The sequence below is a fragment of the Pantoea allii genome, from assembly GCF_002307475.1.
Taxonomy (GTDB): domain Bacteria; phylum Pseudomonadota; class Gammaproteobacteria; order Enterobacterales; family Enterobacteriaceae; genus Pantoea; species Pantoea allii.
The window spans coordinates 672,477-696,101 of the sequence record NZ_NTMH01000040.1 but is presented as its reverse complement, the minus strand read 5'-3'; the positions used below and the strand labels follow the sequence as shown (position 1 = coordinate 696,101).

Sequence of the window (23,625 nt, the reverse complement as noted above, 5' to 3'; positions counted from 1 at the left end):
GCTTCACTGCTGAAATGCATACACATTTCCTAAGTCTAGCAGCCTGGTCAATTCATCAAGGGCAACCCGCCCTTCTTGCAGCAATTGCGGATCGCCTAAATCGTCTTGCGTTAATCTGTCACGGTAGTGGCGATCGACCCACTGATTTAGCGAAGTAAACAGGCGATCGTTCATCAGTACCGCAGGGTTAACGGCCCGTTGCTCATCTGGCGTTAATACCACGCGCAGACGCAGGCAGGCAGGGCCACCGCCATTATGCATACTTTCACGCAGATCAAACACCTGTAATGACTGTAAGGGTCCCTCGCTTTCCACCTGCTCACGCAGATAATCCCAAACGCCCTGATGCTGGCGTGACTCTTCAGGCAGCACCAGCATCATACTGCCGTCGGCACGGGTAAGAAGCTGGCTGTTAAACAGGTAAGTATTGACCGCATCCTGAACGGAAACACGTGCGCTGGGCACTTCAAGGGCGACAAAGCCCGGAACACGTTCACGAAGACGGTTCAGCAACCCGGGCTGATCGACAAAGGCCTGCTGATGGCAGAACAGCATCTGCTGATTGCTGACCGCAATCACATCATTGTGAAAAACACCCTGATCGATGACCTGGGGATGTTGCTGAGCGAAAATCACCTGGTCAGGCGCAAGCTGGTGTAAACGTGCGACGGCTTCGCTAGCCTCACGGGTTTGCCGCGCAGGATAGCGCTGCGGGGCCGCGCCAGACGAGTTATCACGACCGTAGATAAACAACTGTATTCCGGCATCGCCATAGTCCCCGCCAAGGCGGTTATGATTAGCGGCCCCCTCGTCGCCGAACATGGCCACCTGGGGCAGCGCCTCATGGACGGTGAAGTGATGGGGATCGCGAAATATCGCACGCAACAATGCCGCCGTTTCAGGCGCTTCAATTGCACGGTGAAATTTATTATTGAGATTCGCCACGGTGAGATGAACGCGGTGGTCGGCGCTGTCGGCAGAAGGCGAAACCGTGGCGGCGTTAGCCACCCACATCGCCGAGGCCGAGCTGGCCGCTGACAACAATGCGGGTGCGGTTCTCCCGGCTTTTTCCAGTACCTGCGCATCACTGCCGCTAAACCCCAACTGGCGCAGCACCGCGATATTGGGCCGCTCATGAGGCGGGATCACGCCCTGAACAAAGCCCATATCCGCCAGGGCTTTCATTTTCAGCAAGCCCTGCTTTGCCGCCAGGCGTGGATTTGAGGGCTGCCGCTGGTTGCGCGTCGAGGCTTCATTACCAAACGACAGCCCCGCATAATGGTGCGTCAGCCCGACCAGCCCGTCGAAATTCGCTTCAATGGCTTTCATGAACGCGCTCCTTGCGGCGAAAAGTCCAGGCCCGGTGACAAAACATCAGGCAACGTAAGCTGAGACGATTCCAGCGAAGCCATCGGCCAGGCGCAGTAATCGGCCGCATACCAGGCACTGGCACGATGGTTACCCGATGCACCGATACCGCCGAAGGGTGCTGTGCTGGCAGCGCCCGTCAGGGGCTTATTCCAGTTCACGATCCCGGCACGCGCTTCCAGCAGCAGCTGTTCAAACTGCGCGCGAGACGGCGAAATCAACCCGCATGACAGCCCATAGCGTGTCTGGTTGGCTAGACGAATGGCCTGCGGATAATCGTCATAACGAATCACGCCCAGCAACGGCCCGAACACCTCTTCATCGGGCATATTGTCTACCTCGGTCAGGTCGATAATCCCCGGCGTTAACAACGCCTGTTGACGATCGGGCCAACGCATCTCCAGCAGCACCTTGCCGCCCATCGCCACGCGCTGCTGCCATTCGGCATAAATCTTTTCGGCAGCGGCGCAGGAAATCACACTGCCCATAAAGGGTTGCGGATCGGCATTCCAGGCGCCGGGCTGCAGCCGGGCGGTCACCTCGACCAGACGTTGCAGAAAAGCATCGCCCGCCGCACCGCGCCGCACCAGCAGACGGCGGGCGCAGGTACAGCGCTGACCTGCCGTAATAAATGCCGACTGAATGGCGATATGTACTGCACCATCCGTGTCCGCAGGGTCCTCAACGATCAAGGCATTGTTGCCGCCCATCTCCAGCGCCAGCATTTTTTCCGGTTGCCCGGCAAACTGACGATGTAACTGATAACCGGTGTGCGCGCTGCCGGTAAACAGCAGTCCGTCAATGTCCGGTTCCGCCGCCAGTGCCTGACCCGTTTCACGACCGCCCTGAAGCAGCCCAATGACACCGGCAGGCACGCCCGCCGCCAGCCACAGCTGCAGGGTTTTCTCTGCGGTAGCTGGCGTCAGTTCACTCGGTTTAAACACCACGCAATTCCCGGCCAGTAAGGCAGGTACGATATGCCCGTTGGGCAAATGCCCCGGAAAGTTATAGGGGCCAAAGACCGCCAGCACGCCATGAGGACGGTGGCGCAGGGCGCTCTCACCCTGCTGCTGTTCACCGGTGCGCTGATGGTAAGCTTTCACTGAAATGGCGATTTTATTGATCATCGCCGTGACTTCCGTCAGGGCTTCCCAGCGTGGTTTTCCCGTTTCCTGGGCGATGATCTCGGCCAGCGCCGTTTTGTGCGCCTCAAGTTGTGCCGCAAAGCGTTCCACAATGGCCTGACGCGCGGTAAAAGGCTGTCGTGCCCATGCCGGAAACGCCGCCCGCGCCGTCTGACAGGCCGCGCTTACCTGCTCTGACGAGGCGGCTAACCCTTGCCACAGCAGGTCGCCACTCACCGGGTCCTGTTTTGTAAAGCGCCCTGACTCGCCGTTGATCCAGTGTCCGTTGATAAGGTGCGTCATGCTTTTTTCTCCTCACTGCACAGCGTGACCACGCGCAGGCTGTCGCCCGGCTGGCACTGTAATGCCTGCAGTTGTTCATCATTGAGCTGAATACGTTGCGCGGTCGGATCGACCGGTAAAAGTGCCACGCGAAACTGGTGATAATCGGTATTTGCCACTAAACAGAGCGGCGCATCCTGCTGTACATCGCCTTTTTGTACGGTAAGCAACCGGCTCTCGCGTACTGCACGAATGTCATCGATATCGCACTCCAGCGTCGGGCCGCCATCGAAGATGTCGATATACTGGCGATAGCGAAAGCCTTCGGCTTCCAGCACCTTACGCGCGGGTGCAGTTTTAGGATGTACCTGACCGATCACAGCCTGCGCTTCCGGCGTGAGGTAGTGCAGATAAAGCGGATGTTTTGGCATCAGTTCGGCAATAAAGGCTTTTTGCCCGGTGCCACTGAGAAAATCGGCTTTGCGGAATTCCATAGAGAAGAAGTGGATGCCTACGCTGTCCCAAAACGGTGAGTGTCCCTGCTCATCACTCACGCCGCGCATTTCGGCGACCACCCGCGCCATAAAGTGTTCGCGGAAATTCGCCATAAACAGAAAACGTGACTTCGACAACAGGTAACCGTTTTTGCCATCGCGGTAGTCGGCATCCAGGAACAACGTGCAGAGTTCGCTGCTGCCAGTATGATCGTTACTTAGGGATAAGGTCGGTAAGGCGGCGTAAACATTCAGCTCTTTCGAGGCGTGCACCTGCGTCCCCACGCGAAAGTTATACCAGGGTTCCTGAAGCCCAACCGCCACCTCAATGGCGCAGATCCCCACCGCGCGGTTATCGTGACTGTCGGCCAGCACAAACACATAGCCCTGCTCGGCACGCGGCAACGTGCCCTGCCAGGTTTGTAGCGAGCGTTCGATTCGTGCCTGTAAGGTGGCGCTGTCAACCGGCAACGAGGTCAATCCTCCACCCGTTTTCGCCGCCAGTTCCATCAGTTGGCTGAGATCGTCCCGCTCAACCGGACGGATCACCATCATGATGCGTTTCCCTGTAGCAGGTGTTCACAGGCCAGGGCAAAGCGTGCCATACCGGTCTTCACTTCCTGTTCGCTGATGTTCAGTGCAGGCGCGAAGCGCACCACGTTAGCACCAGCAATCAGCACCATAACGCCCTGCTCGGCAGCCGCGAGATTGATCTGTTTCGCTTTACCGGCAAAGTCGTCGCTGAGCACGGCACCAATCAGTAAGCCCAACCCGCGAACCTCTTTAAACAGGTGCAGGCGTTGATTGAGGTCGTCCAGTGCTGCCACAATCCAGGCATGACGCTGCGCGACGCCGTCCATCACTTCAGGCCGGTTAATCAGTTCCATGACTTTTCCGGCCACCGCACCCGCCAGCGGATTGCCGCCATAGGTGGTGCCATGAGTGCCTACGCCCATCACCTGAGCCAGATCTTCTCGCGTCAGCATGGCACCAATAGGGAAGCCACCGCCCAGTGCCTTGGCGCTGGTCAGCACGTCTGGTGTTACGCCATAGTGCATATAGGCGTACAGCGCGCCGGTGCGTCCCACGCCGCTCTGCACTTCGTCAAAAATGAGCAACGCCTGATGTTTATCACACAACTCACGCAACCCACGCAGGAACGCGGGTTCAGCCGGCACAACGCCCCCTTCCCCCTGGATTGGCTCAACAATCACGGCGCAGGTGCTGTCGTTAATCTGGGCAGCCGCAGAGGCAAGGTCATTAAATGTGGCATGCTGAATGTCAGCAGGCAGCGGCGCAAAATCGTTGGAATAGGCTGGCTGACCGCCTGCAGAAACCGTAAACAGGGTGCGCCCATGAAAGGCATTCTTAAACGCCACGATGCCGCTTTTATGCATTCCAACCCTGTCGTGTGCCACCTTGCGGGCCAGCTTAAGCGCCGCTTCGTTGGCCTCGGCACCGGAGTTACAAAAGAAAACCCGGTCGGCAAAGGTGGCGTCAATCAGCTGTTTGGCCAGGCGTAAAACGGGTTCATTCGTATAACCGTTGCCGGTGTGCCACAGCCGTGAGGCCTGATCCTGAAGCACCTGCTGGAGCGCCGGATGCGCATGCCCGAGAGCGTTGACCGCAATGCCGCCTGCGAAGTCGATATAGTCTTTCCCCTGCTGATCCCAGACGGTAGATCCCTCAGCACGTACCGGTACGAAACTCGCGGGTGCATAAACGGGCATCATCCATTGATCAAAATCATGACGCGAAACCTGCAGTGACATAACCCTTCTCCTGTTCCCCAGCGGGTAACGTAATTGTTTGTTAATTGTTAAAAATGTAATGAATCTGGCCCTACTCTAGTTTGCAGATAGCGTGCCAGCCAAGGACTAAAATGCATAAAACGGATTGCCTGACGAAATATCAATAGGTTACAAAATGCCATCATTCACTTTATTTGCATAAATAGTGAATAATTATCTTAGCGGGGGCCGATAGCAGAGCTTTTTAAAGCGGAATTATGCAATGGCGGGATGAAATATCGCTTTTGTGATCGCTGATAAATTATCTGCTCAAAAACGTGCAGAAACCGCCTCAAAATGGGGCAGTTGCCTGTGTGTAGTGCAGGCTGTGATCAATATCCGTAGAAAAGTAAACGCAATAAGCCGAGTAATAACCCAGGTTATTACTGGCGGGTGATTAAAATATGCTCTCTTTATTTGTTTAAATATACTTATGCGAAGCCATTAATATTGTTTCCCGGGTTATCATCAGAACATTAATAAATTATTTAGCGCTGAATAAATTATTAATAAGCGCGCTAATGATTAGATGAAAAATCTTTATTGTTTATTTATCATACAAAATGCGTTTATTATTCAAGCAAGATGGCTGGTGTTATCATTTTTTTGCCATATTGCTTTATCCCTTCCCGATGAAATCAACAATCCCCTGTTTTATATGCCTTTTTATCCTTTACATTGCTAACGGGGTCATAAGAAAAAACACTGACAGGCGCACGATGGCCGCCGAATTGGCTTTATTGAGATTTAGTTCCCCTGGGCACACATTTAGTTACACTTATTGCGCTAGGCTGAATTAACAATTTGTGTCATTTTCTTTTCACCCCAAAAGAGGGGAAATAATAATATAACCACAGGGTAAATAATAAATGATGAAGCGCACATTAGTGGCGGCATTAATGCCGTTACTGATCGGTCTGTCTACTGCTCAGGCCGCACAGATTTATAATAAAGACGGGAATAAGCTGGATTTACAGGGCAAGGTTAACGTTTCGCACTTCTTTTCTGACGATCAGTCAAATAACGGCGATATCAATTCCTATGCCCGTATCGGTTTTAAAGGCGAAACCGCCATTACCGATAAACTCACGGGTTACGGTTTCTGGCAGTACCAGTACAGCCTGAAAAACTCTGAAGGTGCGGATGCAAATACTGGCAACAAAACCCGTTTGGGTTATGCCGGTCTGAAATATGGCGAGCTGGGTTCACTGGACTACGGCCGTAACTACGGTCTGGTCTATGACGCATTAAGCTATACCGATATGTTGCCGGTGTGGGGCGGTGATTCTGCCTACAACGACGCCTTCCTGACTGCTCGCTCAGGTGGTGTGCTGACGTGGCGCAACAAAGACTTCTTTGGTCTGGTCAAAGGCTGGAACATCGCGGCGCAGTACGAAGGCAAGAACGATCGCACCACGACCAACAATGCGGGTCTGCAAGTCAGTCGTGCGAATGGCGATGGTTATGCGCTGTCTACCTCTTATGACTTTGATTTTGGTCTGAGTTTTGCTGGTGCTTACGCCAGCCTGCAACGTACTCAGGCACAAAACGCAGCCACCTTCGGTCGCGGCGACAAAGGTCAGGTATGGGCAACGTCTGTCAAGTATGATGCCAACCAGATTTATCTGGCGGCGATGTACGGTGAAACGCTTAACGCCACACCAATGCCAACAAGTGCTACTGGCTTTGCCAACAAAGCGCAGAATATGGAATTTGTTGCACAGTATCAGTTCCTGAATGGCTTGCGCCCTTCTGTAAGTTATGTGACCTCTAAAGGCAAAGATATTGAAGGGATCGGTGATGCCGACCTGTATAAATACTCTTCTGTAGGTGCGACTTACTACTTTAACAAAAACATGTCAGTGTACGGTGAATACCGTATCAACCTGCTTAAGAAAAATAATCCGTTGGGTCTGGCGACAGATGACATCACGGCAGTGGGCCTGACTTACCAGTTCTAATCGCTTTCCCTCATTGTTCAACGGCCCGGCCTGTGTCTGACGGGCCGTTTTTCTTTAGAACACGGCATATCAGCGGCAATCGATAAAAGCGATTCGGCTGCATCGGCCCGCTCCCCCCGCCTTTCACGCCTTTCACGCAGGTAGATTTCAATATCGATGCAGATTGTTCCATCGGCAGAGGGTGATTTTATCCCCAAACGGCATCCCCGGTCGTCTGCCTGCGTAGCCAGCGACAAAACAAGCAGGAAATAAACCTCGCTTCCTGTGGCGTCATCAGGTGCAGGTCAGGTGCCAGAGCAACAGGCGGCTCACCCAGAGATCGGGTAGATGACGAATCTTGTTATGCAGACAGGTCGTGTTTTTGCCGCTTCTGTGAAGGCTAGTGCGTAGTGTCCAGCAAAAAAAGCATGACGCAAATCACACTTTATTTTGCCGTTATTCCGTGAAACTCAGCCCGCTGGCGGAGGACGACATTGTTCCGCCAGGCGGTTCATCCATCGACAAAGGCGGTTTCACTTGCAGGGTGATCCAGTTTGACGTTACGCGTTGCTGTTTACTGTCTTCCACCGTGACCGACAAACGGTACTCATTGCTGGCACCTGGCGTGCTGTCCCAGGGCGGAACAATCACGCTCCAGCCGTCGGTCGCATTATTATTTGGCGGCGATGTCAGGCTCAGCGCCTGGGTGTCCCCTTGCCAGCTAAGCGACTTAATCGCGTTACTGGCGCGCAGCTGAAGCTTAAGCGGTACGCTTTCGCCAGGATTGAGCTGCCAGGGTGGCGTCGCCAGGAAAACCGATAACGTCTTACGCTGCCGGTAAGCCATCACCGGGTTTTGGCTACGCGTAACGGTGTCGTAGCGACTGCCGCGCAACGAACGCACTTCGGCCACGTTGTTGGCATCCAACTGCTTGCTCAGCGCCACACCAAAGCGATAGTTAAGCTTCAGGCCAAGCTGGTCCTGGCTCTCACCGGCACTGCTGGTTTTATGGCTGGCCGAGAAGGTCACCAGCGGCACCGGCGTATAAGACAGCCCAAGCGAAAGCGCGGCCGGATTATGGTAGCGATTGCCGCTGTTAAACAGGTCAACCTTTTCGCCAAGGTATTGCTGATAACTGAATGACACACCCAGTTGACGGTAAAACGGCAAATAGCTTTGGCTGGTGATGTCGTAGCCTTCGGCCATGCGATATTGCTGGCTGTCACCGCGATTACGCCATCCCGACAGCGGATGATAGTAGTTAGCAGACAACCGCAGATTGCTGCTCCAGGCCTCGGTGCCGACTGACGCTCGCTGAAGTCCACTGCGAAAACTGCGATCGATAAAACCGTTATATCCCACCAACCAGTTGCCCGCGTCCCAGCGCTGACCCAGCCCCGCATTGCCTACCACACCTTCAATGGAGTCATGAAGCCCGAGCTGACTGAACGTCAGAGAGTGATTTCTGTCGGCGAGCGGGCTAAACAGATTGCCGCCGGTGCCCTCAAAGTTACCGTCCATATCGACGTTTAAGTTGAACTCGGCGTTGCCATAAGGTGACAGTAGAGACTGGCCTTCATTCTCAACCCGCGTAGCCACTTCATCGCGCAGTCGTTCAAAAGCCCACTGCCCGGCCTGCTCGCCCAGGGTTAAATCACTGCTGCTTTCGCTGGCTTCCGCGATGCTTTTGGCCGCCTTCGCCAGCCTTTCGCTCCATTCGTTGTTATCTTCGACGTTGCCCAAAGAAGGAAGGTCGTCCAGTGAATGTTGAAAGCGCGCAGGATCGCCAAAGGGGGTTTCTGGCACCTGATTGTCCGTTTGCAGCGCACCGGCAGGCAGCGCTGCAAGCGTGGTCAGTGAAGCCAGAAAGAAAGTCACAGGTTTAAGCATCAAATCATTACGTCCGGGCAGAAAAATCATCAGGTGGTTTTCTGAAAGAAAAACAAAACCAGCGCTGATTATTTTAGCATAATGTGACCCAGATTCATGACTTGACTCGATATTTGTGCTGAAGGCAGCCACCGACCCTGTGCACAGCGGGCCGGTGGCGTCCCGGTTTCAGGAAAATATCAGCCCGCCATCCACATTCACGGTTTGCCCGGTAATGTAACGCGCATCATCCGATGCGAGAAAAGCCACCAGCCCTGCGACGTCCTGAGGTTGCCCGGCCCGCTTAAGAGGAATGTTCTCCACCCACTCCGCCATCAGCTCGCCTTTAGCGTAGGTTTTATGCTCCGTGCTGAGAATTTCGCCCCAGACGCGATCGTTGTAATCCCACATTTCACTTTCAATGATGCCAGGGCAAAACGCATTGACCGTAATATTCCAGCGCGCCAGCCCCAGCGCCAGACTTTGCGTAATGCCAATCACCCCCATCTTGCTGGCAGCGTAGTGCGGCGTATAGATAAAGCCTTTGCGCCCCTGGCCTGAAGAGGTATTAATCAGGCTGCCGCCGTTTTGCTGCACCATGTATTTGGCGGCTTCACGACAGCACAGCCAGACACCGGTGGTGTTCACAGCCAGCACACGTTCGAAATCGCTTTTGGGCATGTTGTCGACCGTATCAATGGTAATCACGCCTGCATTTTGAATGGAGACGTCGATCCGGCCAAAGCGCTCAAATGCCTGCTGATACACCTGCTGCACTTCGCCTTCGTCGGTTACATCCACCTGCAGGGCCAAAATCGAGGCGGCAAGGGGACGCAGACTGTCGGCGGTGGCAAATACGCGTTCGGAATTGGACAACATCACCAGGTTTGCACCCTCGCGGGCAAAGCGGGCAGCAATGCCTGCGCCGATACCGCGGCAGGCACCGGTGATCACTACCGTTTTTCCATTGAAATCTCGGGTCATTGTTCTCTCCTGTTATCCATGACGGATGTCAGCTTGCGGCGTCACTGGCTGCTTTTTTTCATGACGGCGCAGTAATATCACTTTGCTTTGTAAACGCTGCTGGAACTGGTCAATCACCACGGCGGTCACAATCACCACGCCCTTGATCACCATCTGCCAGAAATCACTGACGCCCATCATCACCATGCCATCGGCCAGAAAAACGATAACGAAGGCACCAATAATGGAACCTGATACGCGCCCGCGTCCCCCGGCCAGCGCCGTTCCGCCGAGCACCGTGGCACCGATGGCGTCCATCTCAAACATGTTGCCCGTCATGGGATGCGCGGTCTGTAACTGAGAAGCCACCACCAACCCCACTAATCCCGCGCACAGCCCGGAAAAGGCATAAACAAACACTTTCACTTTGATAATGGGCACGCCCGCCAGCCGCGCTGCCGACTCATTACCGCCGGTGGCATAGATATAGCGCCCAAGCGGCGTTTTACGCGTCAGGTACAGGCCAAGAAGTAAAAAGCCAATCATCAGCCAGATGGGAATAAACACCCCGAGCACGGTGCCAGAACCCAGTAACGAGAAGCCGGTATTGCCCAGCGCCGGAATGCCCACCAGATTGGCGTAGGTCGCACCATCGTTAAACAGCAGCGCCGCGCCGCGGGCGACATACATCATGCCCAGTGTGCAGATAAAGGGTGCTACGCCAAGCCGGGTAATCATCGCGCCGTTAACCATGCCGACCAGCATCCCGAACAGCGCCACGACGAGAATCACTTCCGGCACGTTAAGAAACAGCCGATCCCCGCCCCACAGCGGCACGCCCACAGTGAGTAAGGCACCCGCCACCATGCCACAGATCCCGGCAACGGCCCCGACCGACAGGTCGATGCCACCGGTCAGGATCACCAGCGTCATACCAATTGCCAGCAGCCCGGTAATCGCCACATGCTGGGTCATAATCAGCAGGTTCGACGGCGTAAGAAAATTAGGCACCATTACGCTAAAAAAGCCGACCACGATCAGCAGCGCAATAAAGGTGCGCGCCTTGAGTAAGTACATGTACAGCAGATATTTTTGGTTCATCTTATTCTCCAGCAACCTCAGGCTTGCGGGGTGGACGCGCTAATCAGTTTTTCGCGCGTTGCATCGGCACGGGGCAGATCGGCAGTAATGCGACCGTCGGCCATCACCAGAATCCGGTCAGCAAGCGCCATGACCTCATCCAGTTCCGACGAGGAAAACATCACCGCCAGCCCCTGCTGCGCCAGTTTGCCAATCAGGTGATAAACATCGGTCTTGGCACCCACATCTATGCCGCGGGTAGGCTCATCCAGCAGCACCACTTTTGGCCCGGTCATCAAGGCTTTTCCCAGTACCACTTTCTGCTGGTTTCCGCCGCTTAACGCACTGATGGGTAACTCGCTGTCGCTGACTTTAATCGCCAGGTGCTGAATCATTTCATTCACACGCTGCCGCTCTTTGTCAGGATGCACGATGCCCAGTGCGCGTCGAAAGCCGCGCAGGCTGAGACTGGAGAGCGTCATGTTAGCGGTGATCGACATCAGTTCGATAACGCCTTCACCTTTACGATCCTCAGGCACCAAGGTGATACCGCGCTTAAGGCGCTGCTGAAAACTGCAGTTGTCCAACCGCTGACCGCTTAACTGGATATCCCCGCTCTGACAAGGCAGTAATCCTGTAAGTCCCTTGAACAGCTCGGTTCGCCCGGCCCCCAGCAGGCCATAAATCCCTATCACTTCCCCCTTGTGCAGGCTAAAGCTCACCGCGTTGAGCCGGTAGCCACCGTTTTGATGCAGGGCGGTCAGGCCATTCACCTGCAGCACCCTGTCGCCCTGAGGAGCGGGTTGATAGTCAAAATGTTTTTTCTTGTCCCCGACCATTTGCGCAATGATCCAGGGCACGCTGACGTCGCGCACTTCACGCGCGGCGATAAAACGGCCATCCCGGAAAATCGTAATGTGGTCGCCAATCTCCATCAGCTCCTCCAGCCGATGCGAGATATAGATGATGGTGACGCCGCGTCGTTTGAGCTGTTCAATGACGTTGAACAGCACTTTGACCTCTGACTGACTCAGGGCGCTGGTCGGCTCATCCATAATCAGCACGCGTGTATCTTTCGACAGCGCGCGGGCAATCTCGACCAACTGTTGATGACCAATGCCCAACGCATCCAGCGCAGCATAGGGATCGACGTCCAGCTCAAGCCGTTCCAGCAAGGCTTTTGCCAGCTGATACTGATACTTTTCGTTGATAACGCCGCGCTGGAAGAACTCGTTGGCGATAAAGATGTTGTCCATCACATTCATATTCGGGAACAGGTTCAGCTCCTGAAAGATGATGCTGATGCCCAGTTTTTCGGCCTGTTGGGTGGAATGCAGCCTGACAGGTTTGCCATCCAGCAAAATGTCGCCAGACGACGGACTTTCCACCCCTGCCAGCATCTTCATCATGGTGGATTTACCGGCGCCGTTTTCCCCGATGAGCACATTGACCTTGTTGCGATAAACCCGATAGTTAACCTGATCAAGGGCGGTCACGCCCGGATAGACCCGCGACAGGCCCCGCGTCTCAATAATGACGTCGTCTTGCTGCTCAGTAACCTGCATGATCAACTCCTTACTGACGCGTGATGTGGGCTGGCGTGATATCGGGTAGCGTATGCGGGATATCCCAGCTGCTAAAAACGCCCACCACGTTAACCCGGTCACCGGGTTTTACCCCGGCGTTGTGCATCATGGTGACCGCCTGCTGATTGATCGCTTTGCCAAAGTCGCTGAACAGCACCTGATCGTTAAAGTCCTGATAGCTGGCCCCTTTGTAGGCATCCCGCAATGCCGTTCCGCGAATGATCGGCCCAACCTGAACCGTGACAGTGTCACCTGATGCGTCTTTAATTTTCATTTTGCCGTTGCGCGAGGCGGTATCCAGCGCGGTGACTTCCCCGCTCACGCTGACGCTAAATATGCAGGGATTCTCGCTCTGCGCCCGATAGCCCAGCGCGCGACAGGCGCTGTCCAGATCCTTCTCTGACTGCAGGCGCTGTGTGAACTCACTCAGCGGTTTCGCCTGCGCGACGATTTGTGGCACTAACGTCTGCTGCCAGAGTTGATTGATATGGGCCATATGGGGATTGGGTGGGTTCTTAAGATCCGCCAGTTCCTGCTGCGACACAATGCGACAGCCACCGAGCGCCATCACGATCGGTATCAGCCAGAGTCGGTTGTACATGACATTCTCCCTGGCGCCCGTCAGTACGGGCGCGACAACGATGGATTACGACTTGTAGTTAAAGTCCTGTACGTTTTTTGCATTTTCCGGTGTGATCAGAATGCCGCGAAACATCACGCGCTGTTTCTCCGGTTTCGTGCCTTTCTGGATATAGTTATCCAGGTCTGTCACGCCCTGAGCCGCTATCGCCTGCGCCTGTAACATCACAGTGGCTTTTAACGTTCCGGCCTGTACCGCATCGCGTTCATCGTTGCTGCCATCAATTCCCACTACTACCACGTCGTTGCGTCCGGCCGCTTTCAGGGCGGCAATCGCGCCTAGCGCCACCGGGCCGTTACCGCAGATAACCCCTTTCACATCCGGGTGAGCCTGCAGAATACTGTCCATAATGCGCTTGCCATCGATGAGTGTGCCTTTGGCATCCTGGCGCGCAACGCTCTGCATATCGGGATACTGTTCCAGCACCTGGTGAAAGGATTTTGAACGGGTGACGCAGTTGTTGTCCGCGAGGTTGCAGGTCAGCTCGGCGTATTTCCCTTTTTCCCCCATCTTCTCGACAAACACGTTGGCTACATCGGAACCGGCCTGGAAGTTATTGTGGGTAATTTGCTCCAGCGCCACATCATCCACCGGAATTTCACGGTTGATCAGCACCACTGGAATACCGGCCTGTTTGGCTTTTTGGATGGCTGCCACGCTGGCCGTGGAGTCCGCGTTGTCCAGGATAATGCCCTGCACTTTTTTGCCAATAGCCGCATCAATCAGTTCATTTTGCTTCTTCACGTCTTCCCCGTGAGAGAGCACCGAAGTCTTGTAGCCCAGTTCCTGAGCTTTCATATTTGCGCCCTTCGCCTCGGAGGCGTAATAGGGGTTGTCCAGTGAGTTAACCAAAATCATGATGGTGCCTTTTTCAACCGCCAGCGCGGTGTGAGAAAACAAACAGGCGGCAAGCGTGGTGCAGAGCAACGTCGTTTTTTTCATGGTGTGTCTCGCTATTGTCGTTATGGCAGGGGGAAACGGGCGCCTGGTGGTGGCCTTACCAGATGGTAAAGCCACCGTCGATCATCAGATCGGCACCGGTGATCATGTCGCTGCCGTTGCTGGCAAAAAACAGCACGGCAGCGGCAATCTCGTCGGTATAGGCAAAGCGACCTAAAGGGATCAGTTTTTTCATTTCGGTGCCCTTCTCGCCGCGCCAGGCTTTTTCGCCCATGGGGGTGAGCACCACGGTGGGCGACAGGGTATTAACGTTAATCCGGTGCGGGGCGAACTCTTTCGCCATCACTTTGGTCATGCCCAGCAAACCGGCTTTGGCAGAGGTGTAAGCGACGTGGTTGTCGATGGCGATGGACGCCGCCTGTGAGGCGATATTAATGATTTTGCCGCCGTTTCCGGCGTTGACCATACGTTTGCCCGCGGCCTGTGAGCAGAGAAACGGCCCGGTCAGGTTCACGGCGATCTGTTTTTGCCATTCGGCAAAATCGGTTTCCAGCACCGGCTGAAGCATCACGTAGCCGGCACAGTTCACCAGAATGTCGAGATGACCGTAGTGTTCAACAATGGCATCGAAAGCCTGCTCAACGTCGGCAGGATCGGTTACATCGCAGCAAATAAACTGCACCTGTCCGGCCAGGGCTGCGCGCGCACTGTCGACCTTATCCGCTTCAAAGGGCGGATAAAGCAGCGCCAGGCTCGCCCCTTTCTCCAGCAGCATCTGATTACTGGCCATGGCGATACCGCCCAGCCCGCCCGTTACCACGGCCACTTTGCCGCTCAGATTCATTGTGGTATCTACGCCATAGCGCAGGTTAACGTCATATTCACCGCTCATCCGCCTGTCCTCTTTGGTATTTTATTTGCCGCATTCATTTTCGAACAAAAATATAAGCTATCGAATTGATGGTTAATGTGGCTAAGATCAAATTTCGCAACACTGCCTGTCTGACGGCGTTATTCGGTTAAAAGCGCGTGATCGCGGTTGCAAACAGGCAGAAAGAGAGGGATTGCACTGCTGTAACGGATGCAAAAGTCATGAAAAGTGACGCGTCTATACTTTCGAACGAAAATAAACATCTTTATTTGCCGACTCGCAAAGGCGAAACCTGCGGGTTAAACTCTGCGACAACGCGTTATCGCCATAAGCCCGATGCGATTAAAAGAGGGAGCGTTTCGATTGAAAAGCAAAACTGAGCAGTTAGCTGAAATGCAACAGCGCCGTGAAAAGATCCTGGAGATGATTCGGGAAGACGGGACGGTGACGGTGAAAGCCCTGACGAAGACGTTCGGACTGACCGAAGCCACGCTGCGCACCGACCTGCGAATGCTGCAAAAGCAGGGCTTTGTGCAGCGTTATCACGGCGGCGCGACCCTGATGACGGGCAAGCAGAATACCGGCCTGCTGCAGCTGGAACGTCAGACCCACATGGAAGAAAAAGACGCGATTGGACGCCTGGCAGCCCAGCATATCGAAAACGGTGATACGGTGATTTTCGATTCCGGCACCACCACCACGGCTATCGCCGATGCCATCAGCCATATCCGGCGTTTATCGGTGGTGACGACCGCCGTGAATATCGCCCTGAAGCTGGGCGGCGAGCCAGGGATCAATGTGCTGCTGACGGGCGGTACGTTTAAATTTCCGACGCTTTCGACCTCCGGTGACAAGGCCGCCAGCTTCTTTGAGAATGTGCTGTCGGAGAAGCTGTTTCTCGCCACCGCCTGTATCTCGCCACGTCTCGGCCTGAGCTTTCCCAGCGAAACCGATATCAAAGTGAAAATGGCGATGATCAAATCCGCCAGCACCGTCTACGTGGTGGCCGACTCCAGTAAGATTGATAAAGTGTCGATGTTTGCGCTCCCCTGCGACTGGAGCCATATTCACTACCTGATTACCGACAGCGGGATCAGTCAGGCCCACATCAGCGCGTTTGAAGCGCTGGGCGTGAAGGTTCTGGTCGCCCCGCTACCCGCTCGCCGCGCCCCCTGATGTCACCGCGCATCCGGTCACAACCTGGCTATTACGCCTGGCGGATAGCCGCCTCTGTACAGTGTTGGGCAAGCAGATCGGCACGGTAGTAGCGGACGACATCGCCAACGATCAGCAATGAGGGGGAAACCGGTTGTTGCTGCGCAATAGTCTCCGGCAGCCCTGCCAGCGTGGTGATCAGCACCCGCTGATCCTGGCGCGTGCCGTTTTCAATAATCGCTACCGGCGTATCCTCCCTGCGACCGTACTCACACAACCGGGCGCTAATCACGCTGCTCCAGCTCAGCCCCATGTAAAACACCAGCGTCTGGTTAGTGGCTGAGAGTGCGGCGGCATCCAGTTGAGGCTCTCCGCTGCGTCCGTGTCCGGTGATAAAGCGCAGTGACTGAGCACAATCCCGATGCGTAAGCGGAATCCCGCTTGCGGCGGCGCACCCCACGGCGGCGGTGATACCAGGCACCACTTCGCAGACAATGTTGGCCTGCTGCAGGCTCACCATCTCTTCACCACCGCGACCAAAAATAAAGGGATCGCCGCCCTTCAGTCGAACGATGTTGCGCCCGCTGGTGGCCAGATCGACTAATAGTTGATTGATCTGTGCCTGTTTCAGGCCGTGATGACCGGGCCGTTTGCCGACGTCAATACAAAGCGCGCTGTCTGGCACTTCTGCCATGACCGCCTCACTGACCAGGCGATCATAGACCACCACTTCAGCACGGTGCAGCAAACGTAGCGCCTTCACCGTGAGCAGATCGACATCCCCCGGTCCGGCACCCACTAACCAGACGCGTCCTGCGCTGGACGCCTTCTCAGGCGCCAGCAGTTTATCTAAAGCGTGTATTGCCAGCGTCATAATTCCTCCGGGACAGAGACGGAAAGCAGAAGGTGTTTTAGCTCCGGCAAGCAGGAGCCGCAGTTGGTGCCGCACTGGAGCGTTTTGCCCAGAGCCTGGGTGCTGTGGCAACCCTGGCTAATGGCATGCAATATCGTTTGTTCGCCTACGCCAAAACAGCTACAGATAAGGCGGCCAGTCGCAGGGCTCTGCGCCGCCTGCCCCGCCAGCAAGGCATGACGTTCAGCCGCGTCCGCGGGGGCCTGACGAAAGGCCAGGGCAACCAGATCGTGATCTACCTCGGGTAAACGCCGATCGGCATAAAATGCCAGTTGCAGCTCGCCCTCGCGCCATGCCAGCAGCCGGTAGCTGTGATCGCCCCCGCTGGCAGTTTGCAGCTGATAGCCTTCGAGGTTGAACTGAGACGCCAGCCAACGCTGCGGCGTGGCCTCTCCGGCCACCACAAAACGTTGCGAACCGGCGTACGGCGTGCGCGCCCAGTAGCGCAGTGCGGCGGGCGCGGTACTGTCGCGCTGCCAGAGCCAGCCCTGCCAGCAGGTTACTAACGGCTGGATGCGCACTGCCGTTTGTTTAAAGGCGGGCTGGGCCGAAACCGGACAACGGGTCGATGCGACGACGCCACCGACATTGCCTTGCAGGCTGAACTGGCGGTTCCAGTGCATCGGCACAAAGAGTTCACCGCGCCGCAGGCCGCTGTCCAGCGTCACGCGCACCACCATCCATCCCCATTCTGACTGCACGCGCGCCAGCGCCCCGGCAGACAAGCCATAACGACGCGCCTCTTCGGGATGCAAGGCGGCAAAAGGCTCGTCACAGTGCTGCATCAGGCGAGGCACCAGCCCGGTGCGCGTCATGGTGTGCCACTGATCGCGTATGCGCCCCGTGTTCATCAGTAAGGGATAACGGGCATTGCGCACCAACGGCGACGGCGTGACCGGTGGCAGCAGCCGTGCCTTGCCATCGGCATGATAAAAACGCCGGTCGCTGAACAGCCGGGCACAGCCTTGCGGATGTTGAGCATTGATCGGCCACTGAACAGGCGTCAGCGCATCCCACTCGGCATCGCTGAGCTGCGCCAGACCGCTGATGTCGAAGGCGCGTTCGCCGTGGTTCTCAAAGCCGGACAGCGCTGCGTGCTCGCGGAAGATCGCCGCCGGATGGGTCCAGTTAAATGCCTGGGCGAAGCCGAGCCGCTGCGCCACCTGCGCCAGTAGCCACCAGTCGGGTTTGGCCTCCCCGGCGGGTGCAACAAATGCGCGCTGGCGGGAAATACGTCGTTCAGAATTGGTCACGGTGCCGTTTTTTTCGCCCCAGCCCTGGGCAGGTAACAGAATATGGGCAAAGGCTGTGGTATCCGTTTGCGCCAGCACGTCGGAGACGATCACCAGCGGACAGTTGGCCAGCGCCCGCGCCACGCGGTTGCCTTCCGGCATTGACACCGCCGGATTGGTTCCCATGATCCAGACAGCTTTCACCTCACCTCGCTCAATCGCGTCAAACAGCGCCACCGCGGTCAGTCCGGGCTGGCGCGCCATGGTCGGGCTGTGCCAGAAACGCTGTACACGATCGCAGTCCGCTTCGTTAAAGCTCATGTGCGCCGCCAGCTGGTTGGCTAAACCGCCCACTTCACGTCCGCCCATCGCATTGGGCTGGCCGGTGAGTGAAAATGGCCCACAGCCGGGACGGCCTATTTTTCCGCTGAGAAGATGCGCATTAATTATCGCATTGTTATTGTCACTGCCGCTCTGTGACTGGTTGATGCCCATGCACCACAACGTCAGGACACGGTCACGCCGGGCAAACAGCTGATAAAAGGCCACCACCTGCTCCTCGGTCAGATCACAGTGTTCAGCGACCTCGGCAATGCCCCACTGGCTGGCGGCCTGCAGGGTGGTTTCAACGCCGTCCAGATGTGGCAACATCGTCGCATCTATTCCCTGATGCTGCGCCAGCCAGTGCAGTAAGCCCGAAAACAGCGCCGGATCGCTGCCCGGGCGCAGCGGCAGGTGGACATCAGCGATGTCACAGCTGGCGGTGCGACGGGGATCGATCACCACCACCTGCATCTCAGGCCGTTGCTGTTTTGCCTGTTTCAGGCGCTGAAAAATCACCGGATGTGCCCAGGCTGCGTTAGAGCCGACCATGACGATCGCATCGGCCTGATCCAGATCCTCATAACAGCACGGCACCGCATCCGCTCCGAGCGCGCGCTTGTAGCCCACCACCGCAGAAGCCATACACAGTCGCGAGTTGGTGTCGATATTTGCGACGCCAAGAAAGCCTTTCATCAGCTTGTTCGCCACATAGTAATCTTCCGTGAGCAGCTGGCCTGAGCCGTAAAAAGCCACCGCCTCTGGGCCATGCTCCGCGATAATCTGCCGGAGTCCATCGGCGGCGGCATCCAGCGCTACCGCCATGCTGACCGGCTGTTGGTTAATTTGGGGATGCAGTAAGCGTCCTGTCCGGGTCAGGGTTTCCCCCAGCGCCGTCCCTTTAACGCACAGCCTCCCGAGATTGGCCGGATGCAACGGATCGCCACTCACCTGTGCAGATTCGCTGTGATTCAGTGTCACCTCGACGCCACAGCCCACGCCGCAATAGGCACAGGTGGTTTTCATGATGCCTGCGCCATGAGGTTCAGTGGACGGTTGGCGACCCAGACCTGACCGGCTTCCAGTTTCACCGGCCAGCAACGCAGCTGGTGCTGCGGGTTATCCAGACTTTGCCCGTCACGCAGGCGCACGCGCTGTTTGTAGATCGGTGAAATGACCACAGGTTCACCCGCCACATCGCCAAGGATGCCACGGGACAGGACGCTGGCATCGCTGCCTGGCTCGCGATCTTCCAGTGCGTAACAGTCGCTGCCAAAGCGGAACAGCGCAATACGGACGCTGCCAAGCCGTGCACCGATTCCCGCACCGGCGGGGATCGCCTCCAGGGAACACACCGCGCTCCAGGGGTCAGCGGGCAGATGCATCAGCGGAATGCCGGTCGCCGTATGCGGCTGACGCTGACCGCGTACGCGGGCATAGTGCAGCGTTTCATCCGGATGATCGCTGTTCACCGTCGCGGTAAACAGCGCCCGCCGCGAGGGTTCAGCCAGCGTGGTCTGCCATTCACACTGGTAGGTGTCCACGACCTGCTGCATCTCCTGCTCCAGCTGCGCCGCGATACCGAGGCTGTCGCTGATCACCACATCGCGCAGGTAATCCAGTCCGCCTTCCATGTTATCCATCCAGACGCTGGTGCGCTGCAAGCGATCTGCCGTCCGCACGTAGAACATCAGAATGCGATCGACATACCGGATCAGGGTTTCATCATCCAGATCGCTGGCAAACAGCTCCGCATGGCGCGGCTTCATGCCGCCATTGCCGCAAACATACAGATTCCAGCCCTTTTCCGTGGCGATCACCCCAATGTCTTTGCTCTGCGCTTCGGCACATTCGCGGGTACAACCCGAGACGGCCATCTTGATTTTATGCGGTGCGCGCAGGCCCTTATAACGGTTCTCCAGCGCGATGGCGAAGGCCGTCGAATCCTGTACGCCATAGCGACACCAGGTGGAGCCCACGCAGGATTTTACCGTACGCAGCGATTTACCGTAGGCATGGCCGGTTTCAAAGCCTGCCGCCAGCAGGGTTTCCCAGATGTCGGGCAGTTGATCCAGTCGCGCGCCAAACAGGTCGATACGCTGACCGCCGGTGATTTTGGTGTAGAGGTCGTAACGCGCCGCCACTTCGCCAATGGCGATCAGCCCCTGTGGGGTGATCTCACCACCCGGTACGCGCGGCACGACCGAATAGGTGCCATCTTTCTGGATATTGGCGAAGTAACGATCGTTGGTATCCTGAAGCGGCAGATGGGCCGGTTTCAGTAAATAATCATTCCAGCACGAGGCCAGCAGCGACCCAACCAGCGGTTTACAGATCTCGCAACCACAGCCACGTCCGTGGCTCGCCAGCAGATCATCAAAGGTTTTGATTTCATTGATGCGGATCAGGTGGTACAGCGCCTGACGTGAATAGGCGAAGTGTTCGCAGATATCTTTTTTCACCTCAACGCCCAGGTTTTCCAACTGGAACTCCATCACCTGCTTCACTAATGCCGAACAACCCCCACAGCCCGTTGCGGCTTTCGTGCAGCTTTTAATGCTGGCCATATCGCCACAGCCGCTCTGCACCGCGCTGCAGATATCGCCTTTACTCACATTGTGGCAGGAGCAAACCTGGGCGCTGTCGGGCAGCGTGGCCACGCCCAGCCCTTTGACCGGAGCGCCGTTCAGCGCAGGCAGAATCAACCCTTCAGGGGAATCCGGCAGCGGCATGGCGTTTAACATCATTTGCAGCAGCGTGGCGTAGTCGCTGCTGTCGCCGACCAGCACCCCGCCCAGCAGCAGTTTGCTGTCGGCGCTGACCACGATTTTCTTGTAAATGCCCTTCGGACCATCGGCCCAGTGATAGCTCAGGCTGCCTGCCGTTTTGCCGTGCGCATCACCAAAGGAGGCGACATCCACGCCCAGCAGCTTCAGTTTGGTGCTCATATCGGCACCGCTGAACCGGGCCGGCTCGTCCGCCAGATGCCCGGCCAGCACGCGCGCCATCTGATAGCCCGGCGCCACCAGACCAAAAATCTGTCCGTTCCACAGGGCACATTCGCCGATGGCATAAATGTCATCGTCGCTGGTCTGGCAGACGTCATTGATCTCAATGCCGCCGCGCGGGCCAACACCGATCCCGGCACTACGGGCCAGCTCATCACGCGGTCGGATGCCCGCCGAGAACAGCACCAGATCGGTCGCCAGTTCGCCGCCATCGGCAAAGCGTAGCACCAGGCTCCCGTCGGGCTGGGTCTCAATCTGTTCGGTCTGCTTCGAGGTGTGAACCGTCACGCCCAGTGCGTCAATTTTCTGCCGCAGCATCAGCGCACCGCCCTCGTCCAGCTGCACCGCCATCAGGCGTGGCGCAAACTCAACCACATGGGTTTCCAGCCCCAGCTGTTTCAGCGCGTTGGCCGCTTCCAGCCCCAGCAGGCCGCCGCCGATGACCACACCGCGCTGACTTTTGTCGGCACAGGCCGCTATCGCATCCAGATCGTCCAGCGTGCGGTAAACAAAGCAGCGCTCGCCCTCATGCCCCGACACTGGTGGCACAAACGCCCGTGAACCGGTCGCCAGCACCAGTTTGTCCCAGCACAGTGCTTTGCCGTCGCTGTCGCGCAGGCTGCGCTGTTGCCGATCGATCGCCTCTACCCGGCAACCGCTGCGCAGTTCAATGTCGTGTTGGGCAAAAAAGTCCTCAGCGACCAGCGAGAGCTGCGCGGCATTTTTGCCGGTGAAGTATTCAGAAAGGTGCACCCGATCGTAGGCCGAATGGCGCTCTTCACCGTACACCACGATGTGATAATGCTGATGCAGGCCACGCGCCACCAGCTGTTCAAGAAAATGGTGACTGACCATGCCGTGGCCCACGACGGCTAATACAGGTTTAGAGTGATTCATCACGGAGTTTCCTGCAGCCTGCGGCTGCGTTTCAGGTTCATCAAGGCCAAACAGGGTATTCATTGAGACCTGCCTGGCGTTATGCAGTGTGTTAAGCAACGCGGCACCCTGCTGGCTGTCGCCATACAACAGCACCCCATTCAGCCGTCCGTGCTGCAGAAAAAGACGTCGATAGTGTCCGGAAAGCGGATCGAAACTGGTGATTGACGGGGCTTCACGAATATCGCCCGCGCTGAACAGCGAAATGCCGCTGACCTTGAGACGCGTGCCGGTGGCTTCGCTGTAGAAATCGGCCTGCGGACAACCGGCCAGCTGCGCTGCCAGTACCTCTGCCTGCGCCAGACAAGGCGCAACCAGACCAAAGGTTTCTCCGCTGATTTCACAGCATTCGCCTACCGCATAAATACCAGCGTGCGCGCTGCGTAACTGTCGGTCCACCAGGATGCCGCGCTGGCAGGGAATGCCCGATGCCTGCGCCAGCGCGGTTTCTGGCTGCACGCCAATCGCGATAACGACCTGTTGCGCTGCCAGTTGACGCCCATCGTTAAGCAGCACGGACTGCGGGCCAATTGCGGCGATACTGCTATTCAGCTCACAGCGGATACCGCGCGCGCTGAGCTGAGCCAGCAGTAATTCTCCCGCCCTGGCGTCCAGTTGCCTGTCCAGTAAACGCGACTGACGATGCACCAGCGTCACCTGGCGTCCCTGCGCCAGAAGCGCTGCCGCGGCCTCAATGCCCAGAAATCCGCCACCGGCTACCACGACCGGACCGCTGCCGGCCAGCAGTGCATCCACATCCTCCAGCGTGCGGAAAGCCGTGACGTGAGGCAGATCGATACCTGCCACCTGCGGCATGCGCGGCTGCGATCCGGTCGCCAGAATCAAACGATCCCAGTGCAGCAGGCGCTGTTGGGTCCGCAAGGTGCGTCCAGCCACATCGACCTGCTCCGCTGTTTCTCCGGTCAGTAAGCGAATGCCATGGCGTGCGTACCAGTCAGGGTCGTGAATCAGGATTTGCTCAACGGTTTTTTCGCCGGCCAGCAGCGGCGACAACAGCACCCGGTTATAGTTACCCTGCGGTTCACGGCCAATGACCGTAATGTCATAACGCGTCGGCGCCAGCTGCAACAGCGTTTCCACCGTGTGCATGCCCGCCATCCCATTACCGACCACCAGCAGCCGTTGTCTCATG

16 protein-coding genes are annotated in these 23,625 nt (G+C 56.7%); 2 read left to right on the top strand and 14 right to left on the bottom strand.

The genetic code is table 11. From position 1 onward, the window contains the following. Window positions 1-3: 3 nt before the first annotated feature. Genes astB through CMR03_RS20425 form a run of 4 tightly spaced genes read right to left on the bottom strand, consistent with a single transcriptional unit; the run spans window position 4 to window position 5,040 of the window. Window positions 4-1,329: an N-succinylarginine dihydrolase gene (gene astB, locus CMR03_RS20440; protein ID WP_096012498.1), complete on the bottom strand. Its 1,326-nt coding sequence runs from the start codon at window positions 1,327-1,329 to the stop codon at window positions 4-6. Continuing rightward, complete coding sequence (gene astD, locus CMR03_RS20435; protein ID WP_096012497.1) at window positions 1,326-2,795, bottom strand: succinylglutamate-semialdehyde dehydrogenase; 1,470 nt, start codon at window positions 2,793-2,795, stop codon at window positions 1,326-1,328. Before astD ends, astB begins: the two co-directional genes overlap by 4 nt. Further along, complete coding sequence (gene astA / locus CMR03_RS20430; protein WP_096012496.1) at window positions 2,792-3,823, bottom strand: arginine N-succinyltransferase; 1,032 nt, start codon at window positions 3,821-3,823, stop codon at window positions 2,792-2,794. Before astA ends, astD begins: the two co-directional genes overlap by 4 nt. Continuing rightward, window positions 3,820-5,040 (bottom strand): aspartate aminotransferase family protein, encoded by a 1,221-nt coding sequence (locus tag CMR03_RS20425; RefSeq protein WP_096012495.1) that lies wholly within the window; start codon window positions 5,038-5,040, stop codon window positions 3,820-3,822. Before CMR03_RS20425 ends, astA begins: the two co-directional genes overlap by 4 nt. 887 nt (window positions 5,041-5,927) lie before the next feature. On the opposite strand from CMR03_RS20425, the gene CMR03_RS20420 reads away from it, so the two are divergent. After that, a complete protein-coding gene (locus CMR03_RS20420) occupies window positions 5,928-7,019 on the top strand; it encodes a porin (protein ID WP_096012494.1) in 1,092 nt (363 codons plus the stop codon). A 435-nt stretch (window positions 7,020-7,454) separates the two neighbouring features. Here CMR03_RS20420 and CMR03_RS20415 read toward each other — a convergent pair whose 3' ends face one another. The 7 genes from CMR03_RS20415 to CMR03_RS20385 all read right to left on the bottom strand — a co-directional run bounded on the left by CMR03_RS20415 (window position 7,455) and on the right by CMR03_RS20385 (window position 14,928). Then, the gene (locus CMR03_RS20415; RefSeq protein WP_096012493.1) at window positions 7,455-8,918 is read right to left on the bottom strand and encodes a YchO/YchP family invasin; all 1,464 of its coding nucleotides are present in this window, start codon (window positions 8,916-8,918) and stop codon (window positions 7,455-7,457) included. 138 nt (window positions 8,919-9,056) lie between these two features. Further along, window positions 9,057-9,851, bottom strand: a complete 795-nt coding sequence (locus CMR03_RS20410; protein ID WP_096012492.1) for an SDR family oxidoreductase — start codon at window positions 9,849-9,851, stop codon at window positions 9,057-9,059. Window positions 9,852-9,863: 12 nt separating this feature from the next. After that, window positions 9,864-10,931, bottom strand: a complete 1,068-nt coding sequence (locus CMR03_RS20405) for an ABC transporter permease (RefSeq protein WP_096012491.1) — start codon at window positions 10,929-10,931, stop codon at window positions 9,864-9,866. 17 nt (window positions 10,932-10,948) lie between these two features. Further along, window positions 10,949-12,475 (bottom strand): sugar ABC transporter ATP-binding protein, encoded by a 1,527-nt coding sequence (locus tag CMR03_RS20400; protein ID WP_063879348.1) that lies wholly within the window; start codon window positions 12,473-12,475, stop codon window positions 10,949-10,951. Window positions 12,476-12,485: 10 nt separating this feature from the next. Beyond that, complete coding sequence (locus CMR03_RS20395; RefSeq protein WP_096012490.1) at window positions 12,486-13,097, bottom strand: DUF2291 family protein; 612 nt, start codon at window positions 13,095-13,097, stop codon at window positions 12,486-12,488. 45 nt (window positions 13,098-13,142) lie between these two features. Further along, window positions 13,143-14,078 carry a D-ribose ABC transporter substrate-binding protein gene (locus tag CMR03_RS20390; protein ID WP_063879346.1) on the bottom strand — a complete coding sequence of 312 codons (936 nt, stop codon included), beginning with the start codon at window positions 14,076-14,078 and terminating at the stop codon, window positions 13,143-13,145. Between the two features lie 55 nt (window positions 14,079-14,133). Then, window positions 14,134-14,928 carry a GolD/DthD family dehydrogenase gene (locus CMR03_RS20385; protein WP_063879345.1) on the bottom strand — a complete coding sequence of 265 codons (795 nt, stop codon included), beginning with the start codon at window positions 14,926-14,928 and terminating at the stop codon, window positions 14,134-14,136. A gap of 342 nt (window positions 14,929-15,270) precedes the next feature. On the opposite strand from CMR03_RS20385, the gene CMR03_RS20380 reads away from it, so the two are divergent. Beyond that, complete coding sequence (locus CMR03_RS20380) at window positions 15,271-16,083, top strand: DeoR/GlpR family DNA-binding transcription regulator (RefSeq protein ID WP_063879344.1); 813 nt, start codon at window positions 15,271-15,273, stop codon at window positions 16,081-16,083. A 31-nt stretch (window positions 16,084-16,114) separates the two neighbouring features. Here CMR03_RS20380 and cobA read toward each other — a convergent pair whose 3' ends face one another. Genes cobA through nirB form a run of 3 tightly spaced genes read right to left on the bottom strand, consistent with a single transcriptional unit; the run spans window position 16,115 to window position 23,624 of the window. Further along, the gene (gene cobA / locus CMR03_RS20375) at window positions 16,115-16,936 is read right to left on the bottom strand and encodes a uroporphyrinogen-III C-methyltransferase (RefSeq protein ID WP_096012489.1); all 822 of its coding nucleotides are present in this window, start codon (window positions 16,934-16,936) and stop codon (window positions 16,115-16,117) included. Next, a complete protein-coding gene (locus tag CMR03_RS20370) occupies window positions 16,933-19,554 on the bottom strand; it encodes a nitrate reductase (RefSeq protein WP_096012488.1) in 2,622 nt (873 codons plus the stop codon). Before CMR03_RS20370 ends, cobA begins: the two co-directional genes overlap by 4 nt. Continuing rightward, window positions 19,551-23,624: a nitrite reductase large subunit NirB gene (gene nirB, locus CMR03_RS20365; protein WP_096012487.1), complete on the bottom strand. Its 4,074-nt coding sequence runs from the start codon at window positions 23,622-23,624 to the stop codon at window positions 19,551-19,553. The genes CMR03_RS20370 and nirB overlap by 4 nt, the downstream gene beginning before the upstream one ends. Window position 23,625: the final 1 nt, after the last annotated feature.